The organism is Trichococcus alkaliphilus (genome assembly GCF_003008695.1).
Lineage (GTDB): Bacteria > Bacillota > Bacilli > Lactobacillales > Aerococcaceae > Trichococcus > Trichococcus alkaliphilus.
The window spans coordinates 3,439-27,229 of record NZ_PXZT01000003.1 but is presented as its reverse complement, the minus strand read 5'-3'; the positions used below and the strand labels follow the sequence as shown (position 1 = coordinate 27,229).

20 protein-coding genes are annotated in these 23,791 nt (G+C 50.5%); 16 read left to right on the top strand and 4 right to left on the bottom strand.

The window, feature by feature from the left end; translation table 11 throughout:
• Nucleotides 1–17: 17 nt before the first annotated feature.
• Complete coding sequence (locus C7R73_RS03295; RefSeq protein WP_106449116.1) at nt 18–422, bottom strand: type II toxin-antitoxin system HicB family antitoxin; 405 nt, start codon at nt 420–422, stop codon at nt 18–20.
• A 632-nt stretch (nt 423–1,054) separates the two neighbouring features.
• Between C7R73_RS03295 and C7R73_RS03290 the strand changes: the two genes are divergently transcribed.
• The 7 genes from C7R73_RS03290 to C7R73_RS03260 all read left to right on the top strand — a co-directional run bounded on the left by C7R73_RS03290 (nt 1,055) and on the right by C7R73_RS03260 (nt 7,217).
• Nucleotides 1,055–2,419, top strand: coding sequence for an aminotransferase class III-fold pyridoxal phosphate-dependent enzyme (locus C7R73_RS03290; RefSeq protein WP_106449115.1), 1,365 nt, complete (start codon nt 1,055–1,057; stop codon nt 2,417–2,419).
• Between the two features lie 93 nt (nt 2,420–2,512).
• Entirely contained in the window at nt 2,513–2,842 is a 330-nt protein-coding gene (locus C7R73_RS03285; protein WP_106449114.1) for a P-II family nitrogen regulator, read from the top strand.
• A 27-nt stretch (nt 2,843–2,869) separates the two neighbouring features.
• Complete coding sequence (locus C7R73_RS03280) at nt 2,870–3,187, top strand: P-II family nitrogen regulator (protein WP_106449113.1); 318 nt, start codon at nt 2,870–2,872, stop codon at nt 3,185–3,187.
• Nucleotides 3,188–3,225: 38 nt separating this feature from the next.
• A complete protein-coding gene (locus C7R73_RS03275; protein ID WP_106449112.1) occupies nt 3,226–4,074 on the top strand; it encodes an ABC transporter permease in 849 nt (282 codons plus the stop codon).
• A gap of 12 nt (nt 4,075–4,086) precedes the next feature.
• Nucleotides 4,087–5,145: a taurine ABC transporter substrate-binding protein gene (locus C7R73_RS03270; RefSeq protein WP_106449111.1), complete on the top strand. Its 1,059-nt coding sequence runs from the start codon at nt 4,087–4,089 to the stop codon at nt 5,143–5,145.
• 11 nt (nt 5,146–5,156) lie between these two features.
• The gene (locus C7R73_RS03265) at nt 5,157–5,969 is read left to right on the top strand and encodes an ABC transporter ATP-binding protein (RefSeq protein WP_106449110.1); all 813 of its coding nucleotides are present in this window, start codon (nt 5,157–5,159) and stop codon (nt 5,967–5,969) included.
• Between the two features lie 99 nt (nt 5,970–6,068).
• Complete coding sequence (locus tag C7R73_RS03260; protein WP_106449109.1) at nt 6,069–7,217, top strand: iron-containing alcohol dehydrogenase family protein; 1,149 nt, start codon at nt 6,069–6,071, stop codon at nt 7,215–7,217.
• Between the two features lie 166 nt (nt 7,218–7,383).
• On the opposite strand, the gene C7R73_RS03255 is transcribed toward C7R73_RS03260, so the two are convergent.
• Nucleotides 7,384–8,190 carry a glycyl-radical enzyme activating protein gene (locus C7R73_RS03255; protein ID WP_106449108.1) on the bottom strand — a complete coding sequence of 269 codons (807 nt, stop codon included), beginning with the start codon at nt 8,188–8,190 and terminating at the stop codon, nt 7,384–7,386.
• Nucleotides 8,191–8,410: 220 nt separating this feature from the next.
• On the opposite strand from C7R73_RS03255, the gene C7R73_RS03250 reads away from it, so the two are divergent.
• From C7R73_RS03250 to C7R73_RS03240, 3 genes are all read left to right on the top strand, one after another.
• Nucleotides 8,411–9,160, top strand: coding sequence for a DeoR/GlpR family DNA-binding transcription regulator (locus C7R73_RS03250; protein ID WP_106449107.1), 750 nt, complete (start codon nt 8,411–8,413; stop codon nt 9,158–9,160).
• A 203-nt stretch (nt 9,161–9,363) separates the two neighbouring features.
• Nucleotides 9,364–11,805 carry a glycyl radical protein gene (locus C7R73_RS03245; protein WP_106449366.1) on the top strand — a complete coding sequence of 814 codons (2,442 nt, stop codon included), beginning with the start codon at nt 9,364–9,366 and terminating at the stop codon, nt 11,803–11,805.
• A gap of 21 nt (nt 11,806–11,826) precedes the next feature.
• Nucleotides 11,827–12,507 carry a fructose-6-phosphate aldolase gene (locus C7R73_RS03240; RefSeq protein WP_106449106.1) on the top strand — a complete coding sequence of 227 codons (681 nt, stop codon included), beginning with the start codon at nt 11,827–11,829 and terminating at the stop codon, nt 12,505–12,507.
• A 171-nt stretch (nt 12,508–12,678) separates the two neighbouring features.
• Here C7R73_RS03240 and C7R73_RS03235 read toward each other — a convergent pair whose 3' ends face one another.
• Both C7R73_RS03235 and C7R73_RS03230 read right to left on the bottom strand, forming a co-directional pair.
• Nucleotides 12,679–13,635: an AEC family transporter gene (locus C7R73_RS03235; protein ID WP_106449105.1), complete on the bottom strand. Its 957-nt coding sequence runs from the start codon at nt 13,633–13,635 to the stop codon at nt 12,679–12,681.
• 34 nt (nt 13,636–13,669) lie between these two features.
• Nucleotides 13,670–14,527: a sulfite exporter TauE/SafE family protein gene (locus C7R73_RS03230; protein WP_205076454.1), complete on the bottom strand. Its 858-nt coding sequence runs from the start codon at nt 14,525–14,527 to the stop codon at nt 13,670–13,672.
• 200 nt (nt 14,528–14,727) lie between these two features.
• Here C7R73_RS03230 and C7R73_RS03225 point away from each other — a divergent pair, with 200 nt between their 5' ends.
• From C7R73_RS03225 to C7R73_RS03200, 6 genes are all read left to right on the top strand, one after another.
• Complete coding sequence (locus C7R73_RS03225; protein ID WP_106449103.1) at nt 14,728–15,450, top strand: hypothetical protein; 723 nt, start codon at nt 14,728–14,730, stop codon at nt 15,448–15,450.
• A gap of 233 nt (nt 15,451–15,683) precedes the next feature.
• A complete protein-coding gene (locus C7R73_RS03220; RefSeq protein WP_106449102.1) occupies nt 15,684–16,907 on the top strand; it encodes a family 16 glycosylhydrolase in 1,224 nt (407 codons plus the stop codon).
• A gap of 68 nt (nt 16,908–16,975) precedes the next feature.
• Entirely contained in the window at nt 16,976–17,764 is a 789-nt protein-coding gene (locus tag C7R73_RS03215; protein WP_106449101.1) for an alpha/beta fold hydrolase, read from the top strand.
• A gap of 80 nt (nt 17,765–17,844) precedes the next feature.
• Nucleotides 17,845–19,143, top strand: coding sequence for a hypothetical protein (locus C7R73_RS03210; RefSeq protein ID WP_106449100.1), 1,299 nt, complete (start codon nt 17,845–17,847; stop codon nt 19,141–19,143).
• A 171-nt stretch (nt 19,144–19,314) separates the two neighbouring features.
• Nucleotides 19,315–20,790 (top strand): DUF1538 domain-containing protein, encoded by a 1,476-nt coding sequence (locus C7R73_RS03205; RefSeq protein WP_106449365.1) that lies wholly within the window; start codon nt 19,315–19,317, stop codon nt 20,788–20,790.
• 801 nt (nt 20,791–21,591) lie between these two features.
• The coding region (locus C7R73_RS03200) for a G5 domain-containing protein (protein ID WP_161525854.1) at nt 21,592–23,791 on the top strand (2,200 nt) is incomplete at its 3' end.

Sequence of the window (23,791 nt, the reverse complement as noted above, 5' to 3'; positions counted from 1 at the left end):
TCAATAATGCCGCTGCATCAGACGCCCAACTTTTCCTTTAAAGCCTCCGTCAGTGTCAACGAGAAGTTGATGCCTTTTTCGATGCCAAGTTCATTCAAATAATTTGGGATCGTGAGTGTTTTTTTCACTACTTTGTTGTCACGTTGTGCTTTATATTTTTTGAAGTTGATATCCACAAGCGTTTTGATTTGAGTATTGTTTTGTTGATAGGTGATTTGATCTGGCAAGGGCAGAGGCTCGTTTTGCTCCAGTTTATCGATTACTGCAAAACCGATATAATCCCTGGCCATCGTGATAGCTTCTGCTAAGTCTTTTCCTTGTGTGTAACCATCCACATCCGGTATCTCGACGAAATAAGGATATTCCTCGGCCAAATCGACAGTGATGTAGATGGGATAGATGTATACTTTGTCTTCGATCATGATGGGTCCCCCTTTATATGACTGTGTTCTTCTATATAATTAATTATACGTGTTTTATACGTACTGGTCAAATTAGTGCCGTACTGAATTGCATTAATCCCGAATAGAAGCGAAGACAGCCAGCATCCTCCAGCTGGGAGTCTTTCGCTTTTTTGAGTTCTTCTGAACACTTTGTCTTTTATTTATTAGGTAAACTTCCGAATATTCTCCCAAACCTGACCCTATCAACGGCAGATTACCTCACATGTTTCTTCTTGATAACCTCAAAAAAACTCTTCCACAATCAAAGTATGTCAGTAAAGCTAACGCGCATTCCTGGAAACTGGCGTCGCTTTCTGTAATGGCGCTTAAATATATCGATAGTTATTTTGCCTCATTCCACCCACAGCAAACCTGAAAGCCCTCACAATTATTCGGCCACGAAAGTCAGTTTCTTTTCAGAAAAACCTTACATAACTGACAAAGGGCAGCAAATATACCCCGTTGTAAGCGGAATATTTTTGTGATGAAAGCAGAAATGTCATAAATGCTATCATCAAATTAGAGCTTTCAGTTTACCGAAAGTAAAAATCACACTATTATGGGGACATATTAGAAATTGATTAAAAGAAATTTCATCGGGAGGGAACAGCATGACAGTGAACGCAACATGGAATACAACGGAAGCAACAACTTTAACCGGAGAAGAAGTAATAGCGATGGATCAACAGTACGTGATGCGGGCCTGGTCGAAGCAGGGCCAAGCTGCCATGGCAGTCAAAAAGGCGGAAGGCATTTATTTCTGGGACTATGATGGCAACCGTCAAGTGGATATGTCCTCCCTGTTGGTGAACGCGAACATCGGTCATCAGCATCCGAAAGTCGTGAATGCGATCCAGGATCAAGCTGCAAAGATGTGCTTCATGGCACCGAGTTATGCGACCGATGTGAAGTCCTTGTTGGCGAAGAAACTGGTCGAGCTGGCCGGCGGGGATATGGCGCGCGTGTTCTTCACGAATGCCGGAGCTGATGCGAACGAGAACGCAATCAAGATGGCACGGATCGCGACGGGGCGCACGAAAGTCTTCAGCGGCTACCACAGCTACCACGGCGCAACGCTTGCTGCTTCGAATGCTTCCGGGGATTCCCGCAGGTTTGCGGCTGAGATCGGCGGCGCGAACGGCTTTGTGAAATTCTCCAATCCGTCTCCTTACCGCGACAACCTTCCATTTGAAACCGAAGAGGCATTGACGGCCTTCTACCTGAAGAAACTGGGGGAACAGATCCAATACGAAGGCCCGTACAATGTGGCGGCCATCCTGTTGGAAACGGTCATCGGCGCGAACGGCATCATCGCTTATCCAAAAGGGTATCTGGAAGGGGTGCGCAACCTCTGCAACAGCTACGGCATCGTGATGATCCTCGATGAAGTCATGGCCGGCTTCTACCGGACCGGAACAGCTTTCGCTTTCCAACAATACGGATTCACCCCAGACATGATCACCTTCGCTAAAGGGGTGACATCAGGCTATGTGCCGCTGGGAGGCGTGATCGTCTCCGAGTGGATCAGCGAATACTTCACTGAAAACCAACTCCAATGCGGCTTGACTTACAGCGGCCACACATTGGCTTGCGCAGCCGGCTTGGCGACTTTGGAAGTCTACGAGGATGAAAAAATCGCCGCCAACGTCGAAAAATTCGGCGCAATACTGAAGGATTACCTGGAAGAGATGAAAGCCAAACACCCTTGCGTCGGAGATGTCCGCACTTACGGCCTCTTCTGCGGAGTGGAACTGGTACTCGACAAGGAAACGCGCGAACCGCTTGTGCCTTTCAACACGCCGAACCGGATCATGCCGGCCATCTACAAGGAACTGAAGGATCGAGGCTTCTCGACTTTCGGACGCGAAACGACGATCAGCGTCTGCCCACCGCTTACGATCACCGAAGCAGAGTTGGCTGAAGTACTGCCGATCCTAGATGAAGTGCTGACGCTTGTCGATGCGACCTATTTGTAAAATGCGCCGGGTCCCGGCCGCACCACATTTCAAAAAATATCTTTCAAAAAATCTACTATTTAATGAAGAAAACAGCCTAAAGGGGTGGAGCGCATGCTAGTGAAAATTGAGGCCATTGTGAGGCCGGAGAAGACCGAACAGATTTTAGCGAAACTCGCTGAAAAGGGGCACACCGCCGTGACACGGATGGACGTGTACGGGAGAGGGAAACAGGCAGGCATCCACATCGGCGATGTCTTCTACGACGAACTGCCGAAGGAATTGCTGTTCCTGGTGGCCGAAGCAGCCCATGAAAAAGAAATCGTCGACGTCATCACCACCCAAGCGCGCACAAGCGATTTGGGGAATTACGGCGACGGCCGAATATTCGTGCACGCAATCGAAAATGCCTATACGATCAGTAGCGGCGCAGAAGGACTGTAATAGAAGGACTGTAAAGGTGGGAATTGTATGAAGGAAGTGACAGCGATCATTCGCCTGAACAAGGTGACGGAAACGAAACAAAAACTGGCTGCAGGCGGCTTTCCGGGCTTCACTTGCCGAAAAGTCTTCGGACGCGGCAAGAATCCGCTGATAGGCAGAGACTTCCGCGAAGCAGTCGGACACAGCGTGCTGATGCCGAAACGGATGTTTACGATCGTGACGGAGGATGAACATGTGGAAAACGTGATCGGCATCCTGCTTGCGGTCAACAGCACCGGCCAAGCGGGGGACGGCAAGATTTTCGTGCAAACGATCGCCCGCGAATATCAGGTACGCCGCGCATGAAACAGGTTAGGCGAAAAGAGACCAAGGAGGACAATTTTATGAAGAAAGCAGATACGCTCACAAGCGATGCACTGATTCCCGAGCAAAGCACGTCCGCGATCGCGGTTAAGAAAAGACGAAAGAGGATCCAGCCGGAAAAAATGATCACCGTCGGCACCGTCGCAGCGATCATGGTGCTCTGGTATGTCGTTACCGCGCTGGGGCTGGTCAGCCCGATGCTGTTGCCAAGCCCATTGGCGGTTTGGACGGCCTTCGTGGAGATCCTCTTCAACGGCTATAAAGGCTATTCCTTGCTGCAGCACATCGGCACCAGCTTATGGCGCCTGCTCAGTGCCTTCGGATTGGCGATCATCGTCGCGATTCCGCTGGGCCTGCTCAGCGGCTACAACACGAAAATCAAAGCGGCCTTGGATCCGATCATCAACTTCTATCGCCCGCTGCCGCCATTGGCTTACTACACTTTGTTGGTCATGGGGCTCGGTATTGCGGATGCTTCGAAAGTCGCCTTATTGTTCCTGGCAGCCTTCGCACCGATCTATGTCAGCTGCGTCTCAGCCGTTGCGAAAGTCAACACAGACTTCATCAACAGCGCAAAAACGGTCGGCGCCAGCCAGACCCAAGTATTCTTCCATGTCATCCTACCATCTTGCTTGCCGGATATACTGACGAGCCTGCGCACCGCACTCAGCGTCGCCTATACGACCCTCGTTTCGGCGGAAATGGTTGCGGCCATGACCGGGATCGGTTGGCTGGTCCTTGATGCCAGCAACTATCTGCGCAGCGACATCGTCTTCGTCGGCATCATCATCATGGGCATCACCGGCATTCTTTTGGATAAAATCATCGTCATCGTACAAAATAAATTTGTCCCTTGGGCAGGAAAATAATCGGAGGCTTTTATGAAAAAAAACCACATGTTCTCTAAACTACTGTTCTTATCTTGTTCAGCTCTTTTGTTCGCGGCGTGCGGAGGCGCAGACAGCGCGACCGATTCTTCCACCGCATCAGCGGATGGCGACCTGCCTGACAAAGTCATCATCGCGACTTTGGAAATGCCGAACGACGAAGGCATCGCGAAAGCGGAAGGCTATTTTGAGGATGAAATGGGTGTGCCAATCGAAATAGTCCAATTCGAAAGTGGAAAAGCGATCAACCAGGCCATGGTTTCCGGCGCCGTCGACTTCGGCTTGACCGGTTCGGGCTCGGCCGTATTGGGGATCGCATCGGGAATCCCGATCGAAATGATCTGGATCCATGAAACGCTAGGGTCCGTGGAATCCTTGGTTGCCAAGAACGAGCTGAACGCTACCTCCTTGGAAGACCTGAAGGGCAAGAACATCGGCGTTCCTTTCGCCAGTACCGCCCACTACAGCCTGCTGCGCGCCATCACGGCCAGCGGTTTTGAAGAGACTGATTTCGTACTGATTGACTTGCAACCGTCCGATATTTTTGCGGCATGGCAACGTGGCGACATCGATGCCGCCTACATCTGGGAGCCTACCCTCAGCGAATTGCTGACTGAAGGCACCATCGTCCTTCACAGCGGAGACGTAGCTGAAATGGGTTATATGACAGCCAACGTCGAAATCGTCCACAGCGAATTTGGTGCAGCTTATCCGGAAATCGTCGCGAAATACATCGCTGCCGTCGATAAAGCCGTAACGCTTTACAGAGAAGATCCGGATCAAGCCATCTCCATCATCGCTGAGCAATTGAACATCACTGAAGAATCCGCTAAGCTCCAAATGGAAGGCCAAAACTGGATTTCCGCAGAGGAACAATTGGATGCAGCCAACCTGGGAACTTCCGATGCAGTCGGCGCAATGGCCGCTACAATGTATGATATGGGCCAATTCTACCTGGATCAAGGCAACATCACCGCATCGCCGAGCGAAGAAGAGTTTGCTGAAGGCATCAACACAACATACAACCAAGCTTACTTGGATTCGAAAGAATAGGGGGAACCGCTATGCAGAGAGCTTATGACGGAATCAACGGAAAGACAGTGGTAAAACTGGAGGATGTCGAACTGGTCTACAACAGCGAAATCGGGACAGTGACGGCCTTGGCCCAAGTCAATCTCGACATCCAAGAAGGTGAGTTCATCTGCGTAATGGGACCATCTGGCTGCGGCAAGAGCACGCTCTTGAACATCATCTCGGGCTTCATGCAACCGACTGACGGCCAAGCCTTGATGAACGGCAAACCGATCGAAGGCCCGGATTGGCAGCGTGGGGTCGTCTTCCAGTCGCCGCCGCTCTATCCGTGGCTGACGATCAAAGAAAACGTCAATTTCGGATTGCGCATGCGCAACATTCCGGAAAAGGAACGCGAAGCGATCACGGAGGAATACCTGGAAATCGTCGGACTTACGGACTTCGCCAACCGCAAGCCTTATGAGCTTTCCGGCGGGATGAAGCAACGCGCTTCCTTGGCCAAAGTGCTCGTCAACGAACCGGGCATGATCCTGATGGACGAACCGTTCGGCGCGCTTGACGCACTGACCCGCGACAAGATGCAGGCGCTGATCCGCCGCATCTGGATGAAGAACCAAAGCACCGTCTTCTTCATCACCCATGACGTGGACGAGGCGTTATCGCTGGCGACGAAAGTCATCGTCATGTCCAGCCGCCCCGGCCGCATCGTGAAGGTGCTCGACACCGACTTCACCTACGACATGGACGGCGCCAACAGCGAAAGCGCCCGCTACTCCAAGCAATACATGACGATGCGCGAATCGATCCTGAACGTCATCAACCAAAAAGAAGAGTTGGCTGTGTGATATAATAAATGAAAAATAATCCGAAGGGCAGACCTAGACGGCGCGCCTTTCGGATTACTGTTTAATAGAGAACAATTTACTTCAGAAAGGGTGCATGGAATGGATTGGAATTATCAACAACCAGTGAAAATCATCTTCGGAAACGGGAAAATTACCGCCTTGAAGGAGGTCATCGCGGAACACGGGGAAACAGACGGCATCCTGATCTGTTCGCGTTCTTTCCGCAAATCCGGCTTGGCCGACAAAGTCATCGCGGAAGCAGACGGCCTGTTGACGGCCGTCTACAGCGACGTTTCGCCAAATCCAGAGGTGACCGAAGTCGATGCCTGCGCCGAGCTGATGCGCGCGAATAGTTCCAAGTTTGTTGTCGCATTGGGCGGCGGAAGCGTGATGGACCTCGCCAAAGCCGCTGCAACAATCGCCACGGTGGACGAGTCAATCAGGCTCTACCACGGCACCGGCAAAGCTTTGCCGGAAACATTCCTGCCTTTGATCGCAGTGCCGACGACTTCTGGAACCGGCAGCGAAGTCACGAGCGTCTCGGTCCTTTCCGACCATGCAACCGGGAAAAAAGCGCCGATCTTTTCACCGAACTTCTTCCCGGCCTACGCCGTCGTCGATCCGGAATTGACCTACACTTGTCCACCGACCGTGACCGCCTGCTCCGGGATCGATGTCCTTTGCCAAGCGATCGAGGGCTACTGGAGCTTGAACCATCAGCCGATCTGCGACGCGCTGGCGATCCATGCCGCCAAATTGGTGTTCGAGCACCTGCCGATCGCTTACGCAAACCCGACAGATGCCACAGCGCGCGAAAAGATGGCCGAAGCCTCCGTCATCGCCGGCCTGGCCTTCGCGCTGCCGAAGACGACATCTTCGCACGCAGTCTCCTATCCGCTGACGAATCTCTATGGCATCCCGCACGGAGAAGCCTGCGGGTTGACGATTGATTACTTCGCCCAGGTGAACGCTCAGCTGGAGACGGACGGTCGCGTGACCGCCTTCGCCAAAGCGCTCGGCTTCACCGATGCAGCTGAGATGGCGGGTGCAATCTCAGCGCTGAAAAAACAGATCGGCTTGCGGACGGATCTGGTGGAACTGGATCTGTCCGATGCCCAAATCGATGAATTGGTCCAGCTTTCCCATCATCCGAACCTCGATAACAATCCCGTGAAGATCACGGATGATATCCTTTATGATCTGTTCGGGACGTTGACCAAAAAAGATATGTATGTGGAGCAGCCGTAATTGGCTGCTTTTTTCTTTAACGCAACAAGAGTCCAACTAGCGAATGCAGTAACACCATTCGCTAGTTGGACTCTTGTTTTTGAATCAGATTGAAATCGACGAAGGATTCTTCGGTTCATTAGGGATGAAATGGTAAACGGTAACATTACAAGGTAGCCGAAAATCATCAAAAATAGCAATTCAAGCCTTTACCCAAAAAGATTTGGCGGTAATCCTCCAAGTCTTCCGCCTGGTACTGCCTCACGCCCGTGAAGGCATATTCGCGCTCCAACAACTCGTATTTATTTTCGCCGAACTGGTGGAAGGGCAGCAGGTTGACGTCGGTCAGTCCGATGGATGCGATCAGCTGGCTGAAGTGTTGGGCATCTTCGAGGCTGTCGTTGTAGTCCGGGATGATTGGTATGCGGATCAGCACCTCTTTGCCGGCAGCTTTTGCGATGCGCAAGTTTTCAAGGATGATTTCGTTTTTGACTTTGGTCCCCTCGCGATGCGCGGCGCTGTCGTAATGCTTCAGGTCGATCATCAGGTAGTCCACATCTTTAATGAAATCTTGGAACAGCAACGGGTTAGTCCAGGCAGTCGTCTCGATGGCCGTATGGACGTTTTGTTGTTTCAGCTCAGCCAGCAACTTCTTCGCAAAAGTGGCCTGATAGAGGACTTCGCCGCCGGAAAGGGTGACGCCACCGCCGGATTCTTCATAGAAAGGTAGATCCTTCATGACTTCCGTCAACACTTCATCCACGGTCATGTCCTTCCCTTGCGTCACGTACTCCTGTTTCGTCTTGTCCCACATCTGTTCGGGGAAGGCGTTTTGCGATTCGGGATTGGCGCACCAAGTACAGCGCAGCGGACAACCTTTGAAGAAGACGACCGTGCGGATGCCGGGACCGTCATGGATGCTGAACTTCTGGATATTGAAGATGCAGGCGGTTTGCGGAGAGCTGGGGACGGTCACTTTTTTTGGATAATTCATGTTTATTTTCTCCTTATCGCTGATTTTTAGAAAAACGTTCTTGCGTTTCTTTACGCTTAGTTTATCACATGACATTCGCAAGTCAACGGGATTGTTTCAAATGAATTGAAATTAATTTCGAACGAAACAGAACGAGCGCGGGAAATTGTATTCAGTTGCATGAAATGATAGAATGGTTCCATAAGAAGAAACGGTCAGTCAAGGAATGGAGCAACGAATAATGACAGGTAGAAGAGAAGAAATCCTGGCCTTGGTCAGCGAATTAAAGAAGATAGAAGTAAATGATCTTGCCGAAAGGCTCAAAGTTTCGAAAGTAACCATCCGGAAAGATTTGGATGCCTTGGAAAAGCGCGGGCTTCTCCATCGCGAGCACGGTTTTGCAGTGCTGAACAGCCAAGACGATCTGAATTATCGCTTGGCGCTCAACTACGACAAAAAAGTGCAGATCGCAAAACTGGCGGCAAAAGAAGTCTCCAACGGCGAAACGATCATGATCGAATCGGGGTCGAGCTGCGCCATCCTTGCGGAAATAATTTCGAAGACGAAGAAGGACATCACGATCATCACGAATTCGAGTTTCATCGCTCATTATGTCAGCAATGAGATGAATTGCCAGATTGTCCTGTTAGGCGGGAACTACCAGCAGGATGCGCAGGTGACAGTCGGTCCGCTTGCAAAGAAGAACATCCAGAATTTCTTCGTGGACAAAGCGTTCATCGGCATCGACGGCTTCGATCGCGTATTCGGTTTTTCCAACAGCGACATGCTGCGTTCGGAAGTCGTCCAGACGATGGCGACGGTCGCCAAACGAGTCATCGTGCTGACCGATTCCACTAAATTTGGCGAGAGGGGGCTCATCAAAACACTGGATATCAACGAAGTCGACACCATCTACACTGACGGCGGCCTTAATGAGGATACGCAACGTTACCTGGAAACGAAAGAAGTCACAGTTGTTACAACAAAATAAGAATTTACAGAAGAAGCCGGACGGAATCACACAAGATTCTGTCCGGCTTCTTTTTGAGCTGTTTTCACATTCATGAAGGGGTTTACATTTTTAATACATTGCGCACAAAATCGATTGACAGTCATTTCTGGTGGTGGTATTATGATTTCGAAAGCAAGTGTTATTAGTTTCGAACGAAACAATAGAAAAGGGGAGTCAGCATGATGCAAGCAACAACCGCAGCAACGCCGATCGTTAAAAAACAAGCAAACTATTTTGGATCCCTCTCTGACCGAATGAACGCCTACCGCGAAAGCGTCTTGGAAAGCAAGCCTTTTGTGGATGCGGAAAGAGCCATCTATACAACCGAAAGCTACAAAGCGCACCAGGACAAACCGATGCCGATCAAACGGGCCCACATGCTGAAGAATATTTTGGAAAACATGACCATCTACATCGAAGACGAAACGATGATTGCGGGCAACCAAGCTTCTGCGAACCGTTCGGCCCCGATTTTCCCTGAATACGCAATGGATTGGGTCGTCAAGGAATTGGACGAATTCGACAAACGCGACGGCGATGCTTTTTACATTACGGAAGAAACGAAAGAACAGCTCCGCGCAATCGCCCCTTATTGGGAACACAACACGATCAAGGAAATGGGTCTGGCCGCCATTCCGCCAGAAAGCAGACTGTTCTATGATCTCGGCATCATCAAAGCGGAGGGCAATATCACTTCCGGAGATGCCCATGTGGCGGTGCAGTACGGCGATCTCCTCCGTTTCGGGCTGAAAGAATACGAAGCGCGCGTGCGTGCGGCGTTGGCGAAGCTGGATTTGACGAAAGCGGAAGACCAAAAGAAATACCATTTCTATCAAAGCATCCTGATCGTAACGGAGTCCACGAAAAACTTTGCCAAGCGCTATGCCGACTTGGCGGAAGAAAAAGCCCAGGAAGCCGCTCCGGAACGCGCGGCGGAATTGTTGGAAATGGCGCGGATCTTGAACAAAGTCCCATACGCACCGGCAGATACATTCAAGGAAGCCATCCAGAGCATCTGGCTTGTCCACCTCGTCCTGCAGATCGAATCCAACGGCCATTCGCTTTCGTACGGACGCATGGACCAATATATGCAGCCTTATTTTGACCGCGACGTGGAAAAAGGCATCCTGACCGAAGACGCCGCAATCGAATTGCTGAACAATCTGTGGATCAAAACGCTGACGATCAACAAAATCAGAAGCTGGTCGCACACGCAATACTCCGCCGGTTCACCGCTTTATCAAAACGTAACAATCGGCGGGCAGACGGTCGACAAGAAGGACGCCGTGAACAAGATGTCCTACATGATCCTGAAATCGGTGGCGCAATGCCATCTGACCCAACCGAACTTGACTGTCCGCTATCACCGTGGGCTCGACAACAAATTCATGCAGGAGTGCATCGAAGTCGTGAAGCAAGGCTTCGGCATGCCAGCCTTCAACAACGATGAAATCATCATCCCTTCCTTCATCGAACGCGGCATCGCGGAAGAGGATGCCTACAACTATTCGGCCATCGGTTGTGTGGAAGTCGCCGTTCCGGGCAAATGGGGTTACCGCTGCACCGGCATGAGCTTCATCAACTTCCCGAAAACACTATTGATTGCGATGAATAACGGCATCGATCCTGCTTCCGGACAGCAGTTGGTGGAAGGCTCCGGCTACTTCACGGAAATGCAGAGCTACGATGATTTGACGCGCGCTTGGCACAAAACGATCCGAGCCATCACCCGCCACAGCGTCATCATCGAAAACGCAATTGATACGGTATTGGAGCAACAGGCTGGGGATATCCTGCTTTCCGCGCTCTGCGAAGACTGCATCGGCCGCGGCAAAACATTGAAGGAAGGCGGCGCCGTCTACGATTTCATCAGCGGACTGCAAGTGGGCATCGCCAACTTGGCGGACTCGCTGGCTGCCATCAAAAAGCTTGTGTTCGAAGACAAAAAGATGACCGCCCAAGAACTGTGGGATGCCTTGATGAACAATTTCGCCGGCGAAAAGGGCCTGGAAATCCAACGCCTGTTGCTGGAAGCGCCGAAGTACGGAAATGATGACGATTACGTCGACTGCCTGGTCGTCGATGCCTATAACGCCTACATCAATGAAGTGAAAAAATATCCGAACAACCGCTACGGCAAAGGCCCTATCGGCGGATTGCGTTATGCCGGCACCTCCTCCATCTCGGCCAACGTCGGCCAAGGGAAAGGCACGATGGCGACGCCGGATGGCCGCAACGCCGGTACCCCGTTGGCAGAAGGGTGTTCGCCTTCGCATAATATGGATAAGAATGGACCGACATCCGTATTCAAAACAGTCGCAAAACTGCCGACCCGTGAGATAACCGGCGGCGTATTGCTGAACCAAAAAGTTTCGCCGCAAGTCTTGGCAAAACCGGAGGATTCCATGAAACTGATCGCCTTGATCCGGACTTTCTTCAACAAGCTGGACGGTTTCCATGTCCAGTACAACGTCGTTTCGAAGGAAACGTTATTGGATGCCCAAGCCCATCCCGAAAATCACCGGGATTTGATCGTTCGTGTGGCTGGTTATTCCGCCTTCTTCACGGTTTTGTCTAAGGCGACGCAGGATGACATCATCGAAAGAACCGAACACACATTTTAATCGGAAAAGGAGACTGAACGAATGGAATTTATGATCGATACGGCAAACATCGTCGAAATCACAAAAATGATGGAATCCCTACCCTTATGCGGCGTGACTTCAAACCCTTCCATCCTGAAGAAGGAAGGGGATGTGGCATTCTTTGACCACTTGAGACAGATCCGTGCCTTTATTGGCAAGGAGCGCAGCTTGCACGTCCAAGTCGTCGCTATGGATGCTGAAGGGATGATCAAAGACGCGCACCGGATCCTTGCGGAAATCGATGATCAGGTCTACGTAAAAATTCCGGTGAACATGGAAGGGCTGAAAGCGATGAAAGCCTTGAAGGCGGAAGGCGTGAACATCACCGCGACAGCTATCTACACCGAAATCCAAGGCTACTATGCAATCGAAGCGGGTGCCGATTACATCGCACCGTACTTTAACCGCATGGAAAACATGAACATCGACCCATGCCAAGTCATCAGCGGTTTTGCGCAAATGATTGCGGCTGGCAATTACCCTACCAAAATCCTGGGCGCCAGCTTCAAAAACATTGGCCAGGTGAACAAAGCTTTAATGTGCGGCGCCCAAGCTGTGACGGTAGGCACCGATGTACTGGCAGCATCCCTCGGCATGCCCGCTATCCAAAAAGCCGTGGATGATTTCAATGATGATTGGGTCGCTATCCATGGCGTCGACAAAGAAATCCATAAATTATAGCAGAATGAAACAAGGAAAACCCCGCCGAAACCGGTTTCGGCGGGGTTTCTTTGTCGTGCACAGTTCAAAATTCCCCGCCAAAACTGATTTGGCGGGCTAAATCAGTATCGTGCGGCCCGAAATAAACCGCCAAAGTCTGTTTGGCTGGGAAACTCCCGCCCGTTCAGACCCTCAAAGCAGCACCGTCATCAGAATAATAAAAGTCACGATGGAGAGGATGACGTTCAGCGAGAGGAAATTCATGATGAAGCTCTTGTCGGGGCAATCGCCTTCGATGAATACAGGAATAATGAAGGAGGGCGGACAGATGAACATCGTGTAGACGGCCATCTGGAACATCTGGTCCAAGCCAAGCAGCTTGTCGATGACGAAAGTGTTCAGCAGATAGGCCAACAAGAGCATCATTCCGATCCTCAGCAATACTGCCGGGAGCGGAACCAAGAGCTGTTTCAAATCGAAGTGGAGTTCGTAGCCAATCACCAGCAGAATAAGCGGCAAGGTGATTTCTGCGAGCATTCCCGCAGTAGCCACCAATGCGGAGGTCGCAGGGTTCGTGTGTAAAAACGTCCGCCCTCCAAGCATAGAGGCTAGGATTCCTAAAATCGTGGTTATCAGGAAGGGGGATTTGACGATATGTTTGACCTGATCCTTCAGGCTCATCCTTTTTCTGCCGGTTTGGTTGCAGCCGACTTTATCCAAAAAAGTAGAGAGCACGATGAAGATGAATATTAGATTGCCGATATCGAGGATGGCCAATCTATACAGATGCTCGGCGCCGAAAGTGGAGATGAAGAGCGGATAGCCGATGATGCCGGTGACGAAGCTGGAATAGACCGCCGGGAAGAACGCATTGGAAGATTTCCACATTTTCTTGAACAAAAATCCCATCGATAAAGCCAACAGGGAGGTGAGGAAGACAGCGACGGAGCCCCAGAGATAGTCCGCTTGCAGATCGGCATCCAACAAAATCAGGAACAAAAGACAAGGCAGCGCCAGATTCAAAATCAGCTTTTTCATGCCTCTGACGGCATCGGCGCTGATGAATGCGGTCTTTTCCAGAACAACCCCTGTCGTTATAAGCGCGATGACGGGAAATGCCTTCAAGGCGATGGTTATGATGTCGTTCATGAAACATTACCTCCTTCATAAACCAATAGTGCCTTCAGATCAGTCCGACAGCGAGCAAAACACCAACCAAGGCAAGCATAACGCCCACGATGATTTGCACCACCCGCAAGGTAACTTTTTGCAGAAGCCGTGAGCCGACGAAGGCGCCCGCAAAAGCGGCGACTATTGCAGCTACAACCAACGCCCAGTCGGCATCCGTGCCGATGGTGCCCAGGTGGTTTGCATAAACGGAAAGCCGGGTAAGGTCGATCAAGAAGGCAGCGGCAACGCCGGTCGCAATGAAGGCTTCCTTCTCGAGGCCCGCTTTGCTGAGAAAGGCGGAGCGGAGGGCACCTTGATGACCGGACAGGCCGCCGAAGAAGCCGCTGATGGCGCCCCCCAGCGGCAACCATTTCTCAGCGAACGCCATCTTTTCGAAGCGCGGGTGCAACTCAATCAGGGCAAAACCGATCATCAGCAGCCCGATGACGACCTTGACCACCGTAATCTGGAAATCCCTCTGACCGATTGCGTAGCTTGCGATTGGCGGCAATTCCGAAAAATAGGTCAGCAGCCACGCGCCCACGAAAGCCGCAACGATGCCAGGCAAGGCGAATTTCAGCAGTACCTCCTTATCGGCTTTCCGTCCCACAAGCACCAACTTGAAGACATTGTTCGCCAGATGGACGACCGCCGTCATGGCTATAGCTGCTTCCAACGGGAAAAACAGCGCGAATGCCGGCATCAGCAGCGTGCTCAGCCCGAATCCGGAGAAAAGGGTCAAAAAAGATGCGCCAAGGGCCACAAAGCAGACAATCACATACATCATTGTTTCCACCACCTTTGCTTGAGGGCATACGAAAAGGGATAAGATAGTTGCTGCAGGCACGCACAAAACAATTCGTTCCTTCATTTCTATTGTGCGCCCAATGGAGCGGCAGATGCAAATGATACGACATGATTCGGACACCCGCATTCGCCAACTTTTTATCTAAATGATTACGGAGTGCTTTTCATAGTGGCGACAATTATTCCGGGGTATAATGGACACAAGGAAATATAAGCCAGAACAATAGTTAGAACCTTGTGCCTTGCTTAAAGGAGGTTTTATAAATGAAAAGAAAAATTACTTTAGTAGGAGTAGGTATGCTGACGGCAATCGCTGTATTTTCCACCGCCTGCGGACTGGTAGACGGGGGAACTGCATCGGACGAATTAACCAGTATCGCTGCAAGCAGCCAAAGTGAACCAATCGAGTCAACTGCCGGAAGCGACAGCGAATCATCTGCAGAAGCCGACACAAGCGTAGCCAGCACCCATTTGGCAGATCCTTATTTCGCTATTTTTGCGAGCAGACAGTATGTGGCGCAGTACCATTTCCGCGAGTTCACAGGGAATCAGCTGGAGGAACGGTCGATGACAGTCGCCATTGACGGCGCGGATAAAGCCATCCGGATAAGCGGGGAGAACACAGACACGACATACCTCACTTTGGACGGTCAGACCTATCAGATTGATCACCTGAACTTGACGATTGCGCAGAATGAAAGTGCGGATCCTTCTGAAGAAGCGGACGAAGACGGCATCATCGAAGCGCCGCCGTTCAGGGATATCGGCAACACGTATGTGGGCAGCTGGGAGGACCAAGGCCTCATCTATGAAGAATACTACGCCGCAAATGGCGACCGGATGTTTTATTATTTCGAGGGCAATGTCCTGAAACGAATCCGCTCGACCTCCGGGGAAAATGAGTTCAACCTTGATGTGATCGAAGTGAGTGACAAAGCTGCACCCGAGCTCATCGAACTGCCCGAAGACTACGAATGGCTGCCATAAGAAAGCATGCGGCCGCTGAAGCCGTCCTCCGGCGAGAAGTCTCTTCACGGGAGGACGGCCAAGCAATGGCCGCTCAGCTCCGACGAACAATGCTTCGCCGGAGTTGAGCCATCCAAAACAGGCACCAACTCCGATGAGCAAAGCCTCGCCGGAGGCGAAAACTGACTCCAACTCCGGTCAGTCCCAATTATCCAAACATCGCAAGCAAATCCCACGAGAGAAGATGGTCCACTGTGAAAAAAACAACGAAAGTACTGATCGGCTGTATTTGCGCTGCGGCAATCTTTTTCGGTTTCCGCCAGGCGGGTTTTTCATCTTTAACTGCTGTTTTGGAATCCCGTCTGAGTCGGTGGGTGACGATCGGGGATGAAGCATACACGATGCCGGTCTACAACGGCGATTATCGGCTGATCTTCGACGAGAAATTTGACGAAAGTCCGCTCGATCCTGCCATCTGGAACGACCAGTATCTGGCTTCCTGGACGCCGGACATGGATGCCGCGCGTGCCGTCTACGAGGTGGCGAACGGCAATCTGAATCTCATTATCAACGAGGATACGCAGCCGTGGAATCCCGAGTTCGACGGAACCGTCCGCACATCCAGCGTGATGACCGGCAACCGGACCGGGCTCCACGAATTCAAGGCTGGTCTGGAGGTACGCAATGACATCGAGCCGTTCATGGGCTTCATCTCGCAGTACGGCGTCTTTGAAATCCGGGCAAAAATGATGAGCAGCCTCGGCAACATGTGCGCCTGGTGGCTCGTCGGGATCCAGGACACACCGGAACAGGATGTGGAAGTGGATGTCTTCGAGAATGCCCTCAATTTCGGCAATGTCGTCACGGCTTCGCTTTACGCGCACCGGGATCCGGCAGCGCGGGAACAGCATTTCGTCCATGACGTGGGTGATACCGATCTGAGCGCGGACTTTCATATTTATACTTTCGAATGGACTCCGGAAGGCTTCGTCTTTTATTTCGATGACGAAGAAATCGGGACGTTCCAAGCCGAGGTCGTCTATCCGATGATTTCCATTCTTTCGGCCTATGAGGGGCGCGAGAATTGGTGGGTGGGTCCGTTTGACCCGGCCGCGCCATATCCGAAGGTGTTCCAGATCGACTACCTGAAAGTCTGGAAAAAAGTGCCGGAAGACTTCGAACAAGTCGACAAACTGAAAATAGTCTCCCAGGATGAAGCGGCCTTCACAATGGAGGCCGGCCAATATGACATCGACCACGGCCAACTCGTCGGTTCCCCATCCTACGTCACGCTCCGCTACAACGACGGCACGGATACGCAGCAATGGGTCAAGTGGGAAGAGCTGACGCCCGCCATCCTCAGCAAATTGGACAAACCGGGTTCCTTCGAATTAGAAGGGGAAATCATCGGTCTGTCTGAGGACATCTTGGGTAACCGAAAAGCGACCATAAAAATTATCGTCAGCCAAAATGAATGAGAAAAGTGTACCTACTTCAGCAACTTAGCGCACGCTAAAAAAACAATCTTAATGAAAGGACGTGCCCGATGGAACTTATCGCAAAAAGTGCCGAACTGGCGAACGGGTTGCGCCTGAGCTACGCCGAACAGGGTACAGATTACGGCACGCCACTCATCCTGTTGCCCGGGATCGCAGATTCTTGGTGCATTTTCGAGCCGCTGCTTGCGCAACTTTCGGATAGCGTCCATGCTTACGCCTTGAGCCAACGGGGACACGGCGATTCGGACAGGCCAACGACCGGTTACCGCACTCGTGATTTCGTACAGAATCTTCTGCTGTTCATGGATGCTATGCAAATCCCGAAGGCAGTCATCGTAGGGGCTTCAAGCGGCGGTTTCACAGCCCGCAGCTTCGCCGCAATGCATCCGGAACGGACGGCGGGTCTGGTCCTATTGGGTTCACCTGCCACGCTGATAGGGCGGCCGAATCCGTTTGCGGTGCTGAAAGATCCGCTCGATCCCGATTTCGTGAAAAGCTTTGCGGAGAGTGTCCTCTCCCGCCCGACGCCTGCCGAAGCCTTGGCTAGCATGGTAGCCGAAAACCTGAAGGCGCCCGCGCGCGTATGGCTGGAAACTAGCAACGGACTGTTCGAAGAAACTTTTCCCGGCGAGCTTGCCAAAATCCAGACACCCACGCTCATCGTCTGGGGCGATCGGGATCCCATCATCACGAATGAGGACCAACTCGCGCTCGCTGAAGCAATCAAAGGGTCCAAGCTTATCACGCATCCCGGGTCGGGCCACATGCTCTATTGGGAAGAACCCACCCTGATCGCACGGGATATTGTTGATTTCCTTATTAACGGAAAGATTTAATCAGTCCAAAAGCGAACTATCCAAAACGAGCCAACCGTAGTTTCTCTTTTTTGAACAATCAAGAAAGGAAGTTCTTTGTTATGGCTAAACAAAATCCCCCGCCAGGGTACAAAGACATGATGGCGTTCAGCCTCGTCGATGCCCTGTTGGGAAGACGTTCCCGCCGCTTCTTCAGGGGTGCAGAGATACCGGACGGCGTCTTTGCCTACAAATCCCGTTTCGAACCGGAACCATTGAGTGAATTGGAAAAAATGCTGGTCGTGGCTGCCTGCGGTGGTAACACGAGCTGGCATCACATGCACTACCGCGCCAAGGAATACGCTCCGCAGCTGTCCAATTACGCAGGTGCCGCCAGCGGACGCACTTTCCCATCGTCAGCCGGTTTCCATACGAGCAAGATCTTTTTCACAGATGATGAAGGCGTCTATGTGCTGGACAACCGTGATGAGCCGGCTTTTGCGGAAAGGGGAAAGGACGGGGAGCTGAATTTCGAAGAAATGGTGGCGGACATGAAGGCGCATGTCACCCAACTGCAGGACGGGCGCCTGAAAGTGCCGGCGGAAATGCCGCATGTCGAGCCGCATAATACATGGGTGGCTAATCAACCCGGGACACTCCTTGTCATCCCTGTGGCCGACGTCTCGCTGCACCTCATCCTCGGACTCTGTTATTTGGTTCAGAACCGCTTTGTCCTCTACGATGACATCAATAAGCGCAGCATCCCGGGCATCGAAGAGTTCAGTCACATCATCGATCCGCAAAATGTCTACCCATTGGCATTCGCCGAGCAGCTGATGCTCACCGAAGCCACCGCCGAGCTTTCCGCCAGTTGTTATGCCGGAGCCTTGATGTTGCAGGCGATGGGCTTGGGCGGCTGGATGTACGACGGCATCAATCCTTTCAGCATCCTCGGCGCGAGCGGCGATCCGGCTGTTCCCGGATTGGGCTTCCGTTTCGATACCCGCGAGGATTGGTCCGTTCCGAATGGCACCGGTCTGGAAGGCGTCATGGAGGGCTTCTGCCCACCGCATTATCCGGATATGCGGGCAGCGGTCGAAGCGGTCGTGAAGCGCAAATTCGGGCCAGGCGGACCGTTCCACCCGGATACGCCAGGGCCTTGGAAAGATTCGAAAAAGGTCCGTTCCGCTGCGAAGGTGCACGATGAAGACTTCATCGCTTGCGTCGCTTTGCAGGCGCAATACATCTTCGACACATTCGGCAAATTTCCCGCCACCGTCCCGACGATGGCAATCGTGACCTTCCTGCAGGCGCACCACCTTGATCTGGAATTCTACGACAAGTTCTACAACCCCGGCGCCTATCTGAAGACGCATGCGGAACATATGGAGAAATGGCATTCGCAAAATCATAAGGAATAGGCCTGTGTGAAGGCGAAATCCCACGCTTTTCCGAAACTAAAACAAGACACATGCAAAATAAACCCGCTGAACCGACGGCAAGCTTTTGTCCTTTCAGCGGGTTTTGATGATAGGAATGCTGTTTACAAAAACCAGCCGTTGTTCAAGGAACCTTTGGAGGGGGTGAATCCGATGAAGCTGCTGCTGTCAAAGGCTATGGAAGTGCTGTATGCGGTCCTACCCATCACTGTCATCGTCCTGTTGCTGCACGTCACTTTGACGCCGCTTGCCGACTTGCAGCTCATCCGTTTCCTGATCGGCGCTGTGCTGATCGTTTTCGGCCTTTCCATTTTTCTGTACGGGGCAAACATGAGCGTCAGCCGCATCGGCAACGCCATGGGGGCAACGGTTTCCAAACCTGACGACCTCTCATTTTTGGCCGGTGCAGGATTGGCCCTTGGTTTTATCATCACCATCGCAGAACCCGATCTGCATCTCCTAGTAGAACAGCTTGATTGGCTCACATCAGGAGTGCTGATCAAGTGGGGAATCATATTCGCCGGAACGTTCGGAACGGCCATGTTGCTTTCGTTGGGGCTGGTCCGAATCTCCCACAACCTTTCGCTCTACAAAATGCTGGCACTGCTATACGCCGCCGTCTTCCTGTTGGCATTCGACGCCACTAACGCTACGACTGGAGTCATGGCGATTCCCTTCATTCTGGCGATTGCGTTGGGCAACTCGCAGGTGAAGAAGGAAAACGAAGATTCCAGCAAAGGCGGTTTCGGCTTAATCGGTGTCGTTTCGATCGGCCCACTCATTTCGGTGATGGTCATGGATCTTTTTGGAAGCAGCGGTGCAGACACAGCGGTCCAAACGGCAGCTGGCAACCTAGAAAAAGGTGTCCTTACCCCCTTCATTGGACAGCTGCCAATCACTGCGAAGGAAGTAATGGTGGTGCTGTTGCCGATCTTTTTGATTTTTCTGCTGATCCAGTGGATTTCTTTCGACATGTCGAAACAGGATGAAAAGGGGATTTTATTCGGTTTGATGCTGACATATGCAGGATTATTTATGTTCATGCTCGGTGCCAACGCCGGGTTTATGGAAGTCGGGAAAGCTGTCGGATACGGCATCGCCTCGTTGGACGAAAAAATTTATCTGATCGTCATCGGCTTCGCGTTGGGATTCGTCAATGTGCTGGCTGAACCAACCGTCCACATCCTGTCGCACCAAATCGAGGAACTTACCGATGGTTTTTTGAAAAGAAAGGTCGTGCTGGCGGTTCTTTCCGTGGTGATCGGTTTGGCGGTGGCGCTCGTGATGCTTGGGATCGTCTTTCCCGACATCCAGCTATGGCACTATCTGCTGCCCGGCTACCTGCTGGCACTTTCGCTTACCTATTTCGCCCCGACGCTTTTCGTCAGCATCGCCTTCGATTCCGGAGGCGTCGCTTCCGGACCGATGACGGCGACATTCATCCTGTCCTTCATACAAGGAGCCGGCGAAGCCATGGGAAGGGAGAACCTCTTGGCCGAAAGCCTCGGTATGATCGCGCTTGCGGCAATAACCCCGCTCATCGCCGTGCAGGTGCTAGGGATTCTGTTCAAACGGAAAACCGGCAAAAACGAAAGTGACGGAACTAAAAAAAATACTGACAATGAATAGAATGGAGATATAATTTGGATGAGAAACTCACAGATCAAATTGTCGAACAGAGATTACCACTCAAGAATCTAGAAAATATATTCTGATGAAGAAGTGCGGAATGTTCAAATCGAGGAAGAGGCTGAAGTGGTGGATCAAGAGGATGGTTGGGAATAACCCGTCATTGGTTCAGATAATCATAAACAGCAAACAAAAATCGCTAAACCAACTTCCTTGGACAAGAAAATATAAAGAACCAGGCAGCCGCCTCTCCGACAATGGATGAGGCGGCCGCCTGGTTTTGTAGTCTACATAATTCTGATAAGTAGGGAAAAATCAGCTCCAGGGAAACTGAAAAAATCCGATAATTTCGTTCGGTCATCTGCCATCAGCGTAGGCTCCGAGCGGCTGTGTCCATGACAGAAAACGATTCAATTCGAAGTAAATGTTGGTAAGTTCAAACGGTGATTTATTTGAGTCATTGACCGTTTAACATGCTGCTTGTCGACGTTGCTGATCTATTGGATAGCATCGCAAATATAGTTATTGAAGATTGCAAATGAACTTATCAAAATCATTTGAGGATTCGAACGAATATTCACATGGTGCATATTGAATAGGAAATATTCAGTGATATAATAAACGCAGATAACGTTAAAATTAAAAAAAAAACTGGAAAAACTAGCGAGTCAGCAACGATGAGTAAAGGGAATAATTTTTTCCTATCACGTAATTAGCCCAAAAAAAATTACAATAATAAAATTCGGTTGGGACATCATTTTTCTTTGCAATGTACTAATCGAAAATATGAGGAGACGTCTTATGAGAAAAATTATGCGCAAGGTTAAATCGCAATGGATAGCTGTTGGTTTATCCGCTTTGGCGATGGTAGGATCAGGAATAGGGATAACTGCTGCAGAAGCCACCACTGTTGCGTCAGAAACTACAAGCACTGTTGAAAATGCTCGTTCAGGGCGAGCAGATTTGACTGACAGTTGGGTAGCCTATAACGTAGATGAAATAGAGGCCGAAATTGATCAGCAACAAGACTCCCATCGTGAAGACTACGAAATTCAATGGGGTGACACGTTATGGGGAATCAGCCAAGCGACGGGCATACCTATTTCTCAACTGGCACTGATGAACAATGTTTCTAATCCGGATTTGATTTATTCGGGGAGTACTTTAGGTGGGATTGTGTCAGGGTACCGAGTTGCTGTTAAAAATAGAGTATCCGTAGATCCACTAAACTCTTATGAAAAAGTGGCACCTTATAAATACGAGAATGAATCTCGGGACGAAAAAGAAAACGACAAAGAGAAAATTGTGAATAAGGGTACTGAAGTAATTATCGCGAAACCTGTAGTGAACGAATCACCAACAAAGCATCCCGTGGCTAGTAACTCTGAAGTAGCAGCGGTGAAAAAAACCACAATTAAAGAAGCCGTGACAACTCCCTTTGAGACCGTTTATGTAGAGGATGCAACATTGAACATAGGCGAAAAGATAGTCACACAAGTCGGTGTGGATGGTTTGAAGACTAACACTTATACCGTAACCTTCATAAAGGGAATAGAAAAAAAACGTAAATTAAGTAATACTGAAATCACGACAGAACCAATTAATCAAGTCATCGCCGTCGGAACGAAAGAGATGCCGATAGTAACGACGAAAACCGAACAAAGCACCGAAGCTATTCCTTATGAAACAGCAACCCAAGAAGACGCGAGTTTGTTGGTTGGTGAGACGAAAGTGATCCAACCGGGTGTGGATGGTTCCAAAACAAACACCTATAATGTAACCCTTACGGATGGAGTGGAAACGAACCGCGAACTCAGCAATACAGAAATCACGATAGCGCCAGTAAATGAAATCGTGGCGATAGGAACGAAAGTAGTCGAAACGAAGGTTGAGACAGCTACCGAAAATATAGTGGCATTCGAAACGATCACTCAAGAAGACAACACCATCCCGATAGGCGAAACTCAGATTGTGCAAGCAGGGACAGAGGGCTATGACACGGTTACCTATGAAGTGACATATGCCAATGGTATAGAAATGAAGCGCGCAGAAACGAGCCGAAATACGACTTCACCTGTTGAAGAGATTATTACTGTGGGGACGAAAGCCGGTAACATAGAATTGAAATCTGATACGGAAGCTCCCGAGGTGTTGCATGTAAGTGTGGAACAGGGCATCATGCTGCCTGGCGATTCGGTTACTGTCACGGCGGAAATAGCTGACGAAAAGAGTGGGGTCGAGTATGCTTATGCCTATTTTACAGCTCCAAGTGGTAATAAAAGCGAAGTTGTAACTTTAAAGCGCATCAGTGGGAACACCTTTGAAGGGGAATTCATTATCAGCGAATATGAAGAAAGCGGAACTTGGAATCTCGACTATATTTTCGTAAGAGACAATGAGAACAATAGTAGAGTTCTGTATGAAAGTGATCTGGCAACAATTACTGAAAATACTAGCACAAGCATCATAGTTGGGGATGCAAATTCTGACACAGAGGCTCCTGAAGTATTGCATGTAAGTGTGGAACAGGGCATCATGCTGCCTGGCGATTCGGTTACTGTCACGGCGGAAATAGCTGACGAAAAGAGTGGGGTCGAGTATGCTTATGCCTATTTTACAGCTCCAAGTGGTAATAAAAGCGAAGTTGTAACTTTAAAGCGCATCAGTGGGAACACCTTTGAAGGGGAATTCATTATCAGTGAATATGAAGAAAGCGGAACTTGGAATCTCGACTATATTTTCGTAAGAGACAATGAGAACAATAGTAGAGTTCTGTATGAAAGTGATCTGGCAACAATTACTGAAAATACTAGCACAAGCATCATAGTTGGGGATGCAAATTCTGACACAGAGGCTCCTGAAGTATTGCATGTAAGTGTGGAACAGGGAGCCATGCTGCCTGGTGATTCGGTTACAGTAACAGCGGAAATAACCGATGACAAGAGTGGGATCGAGTATGCTTATGCCTATTTTACAGCTCCAAGTGGTAATAAAAGCGAAG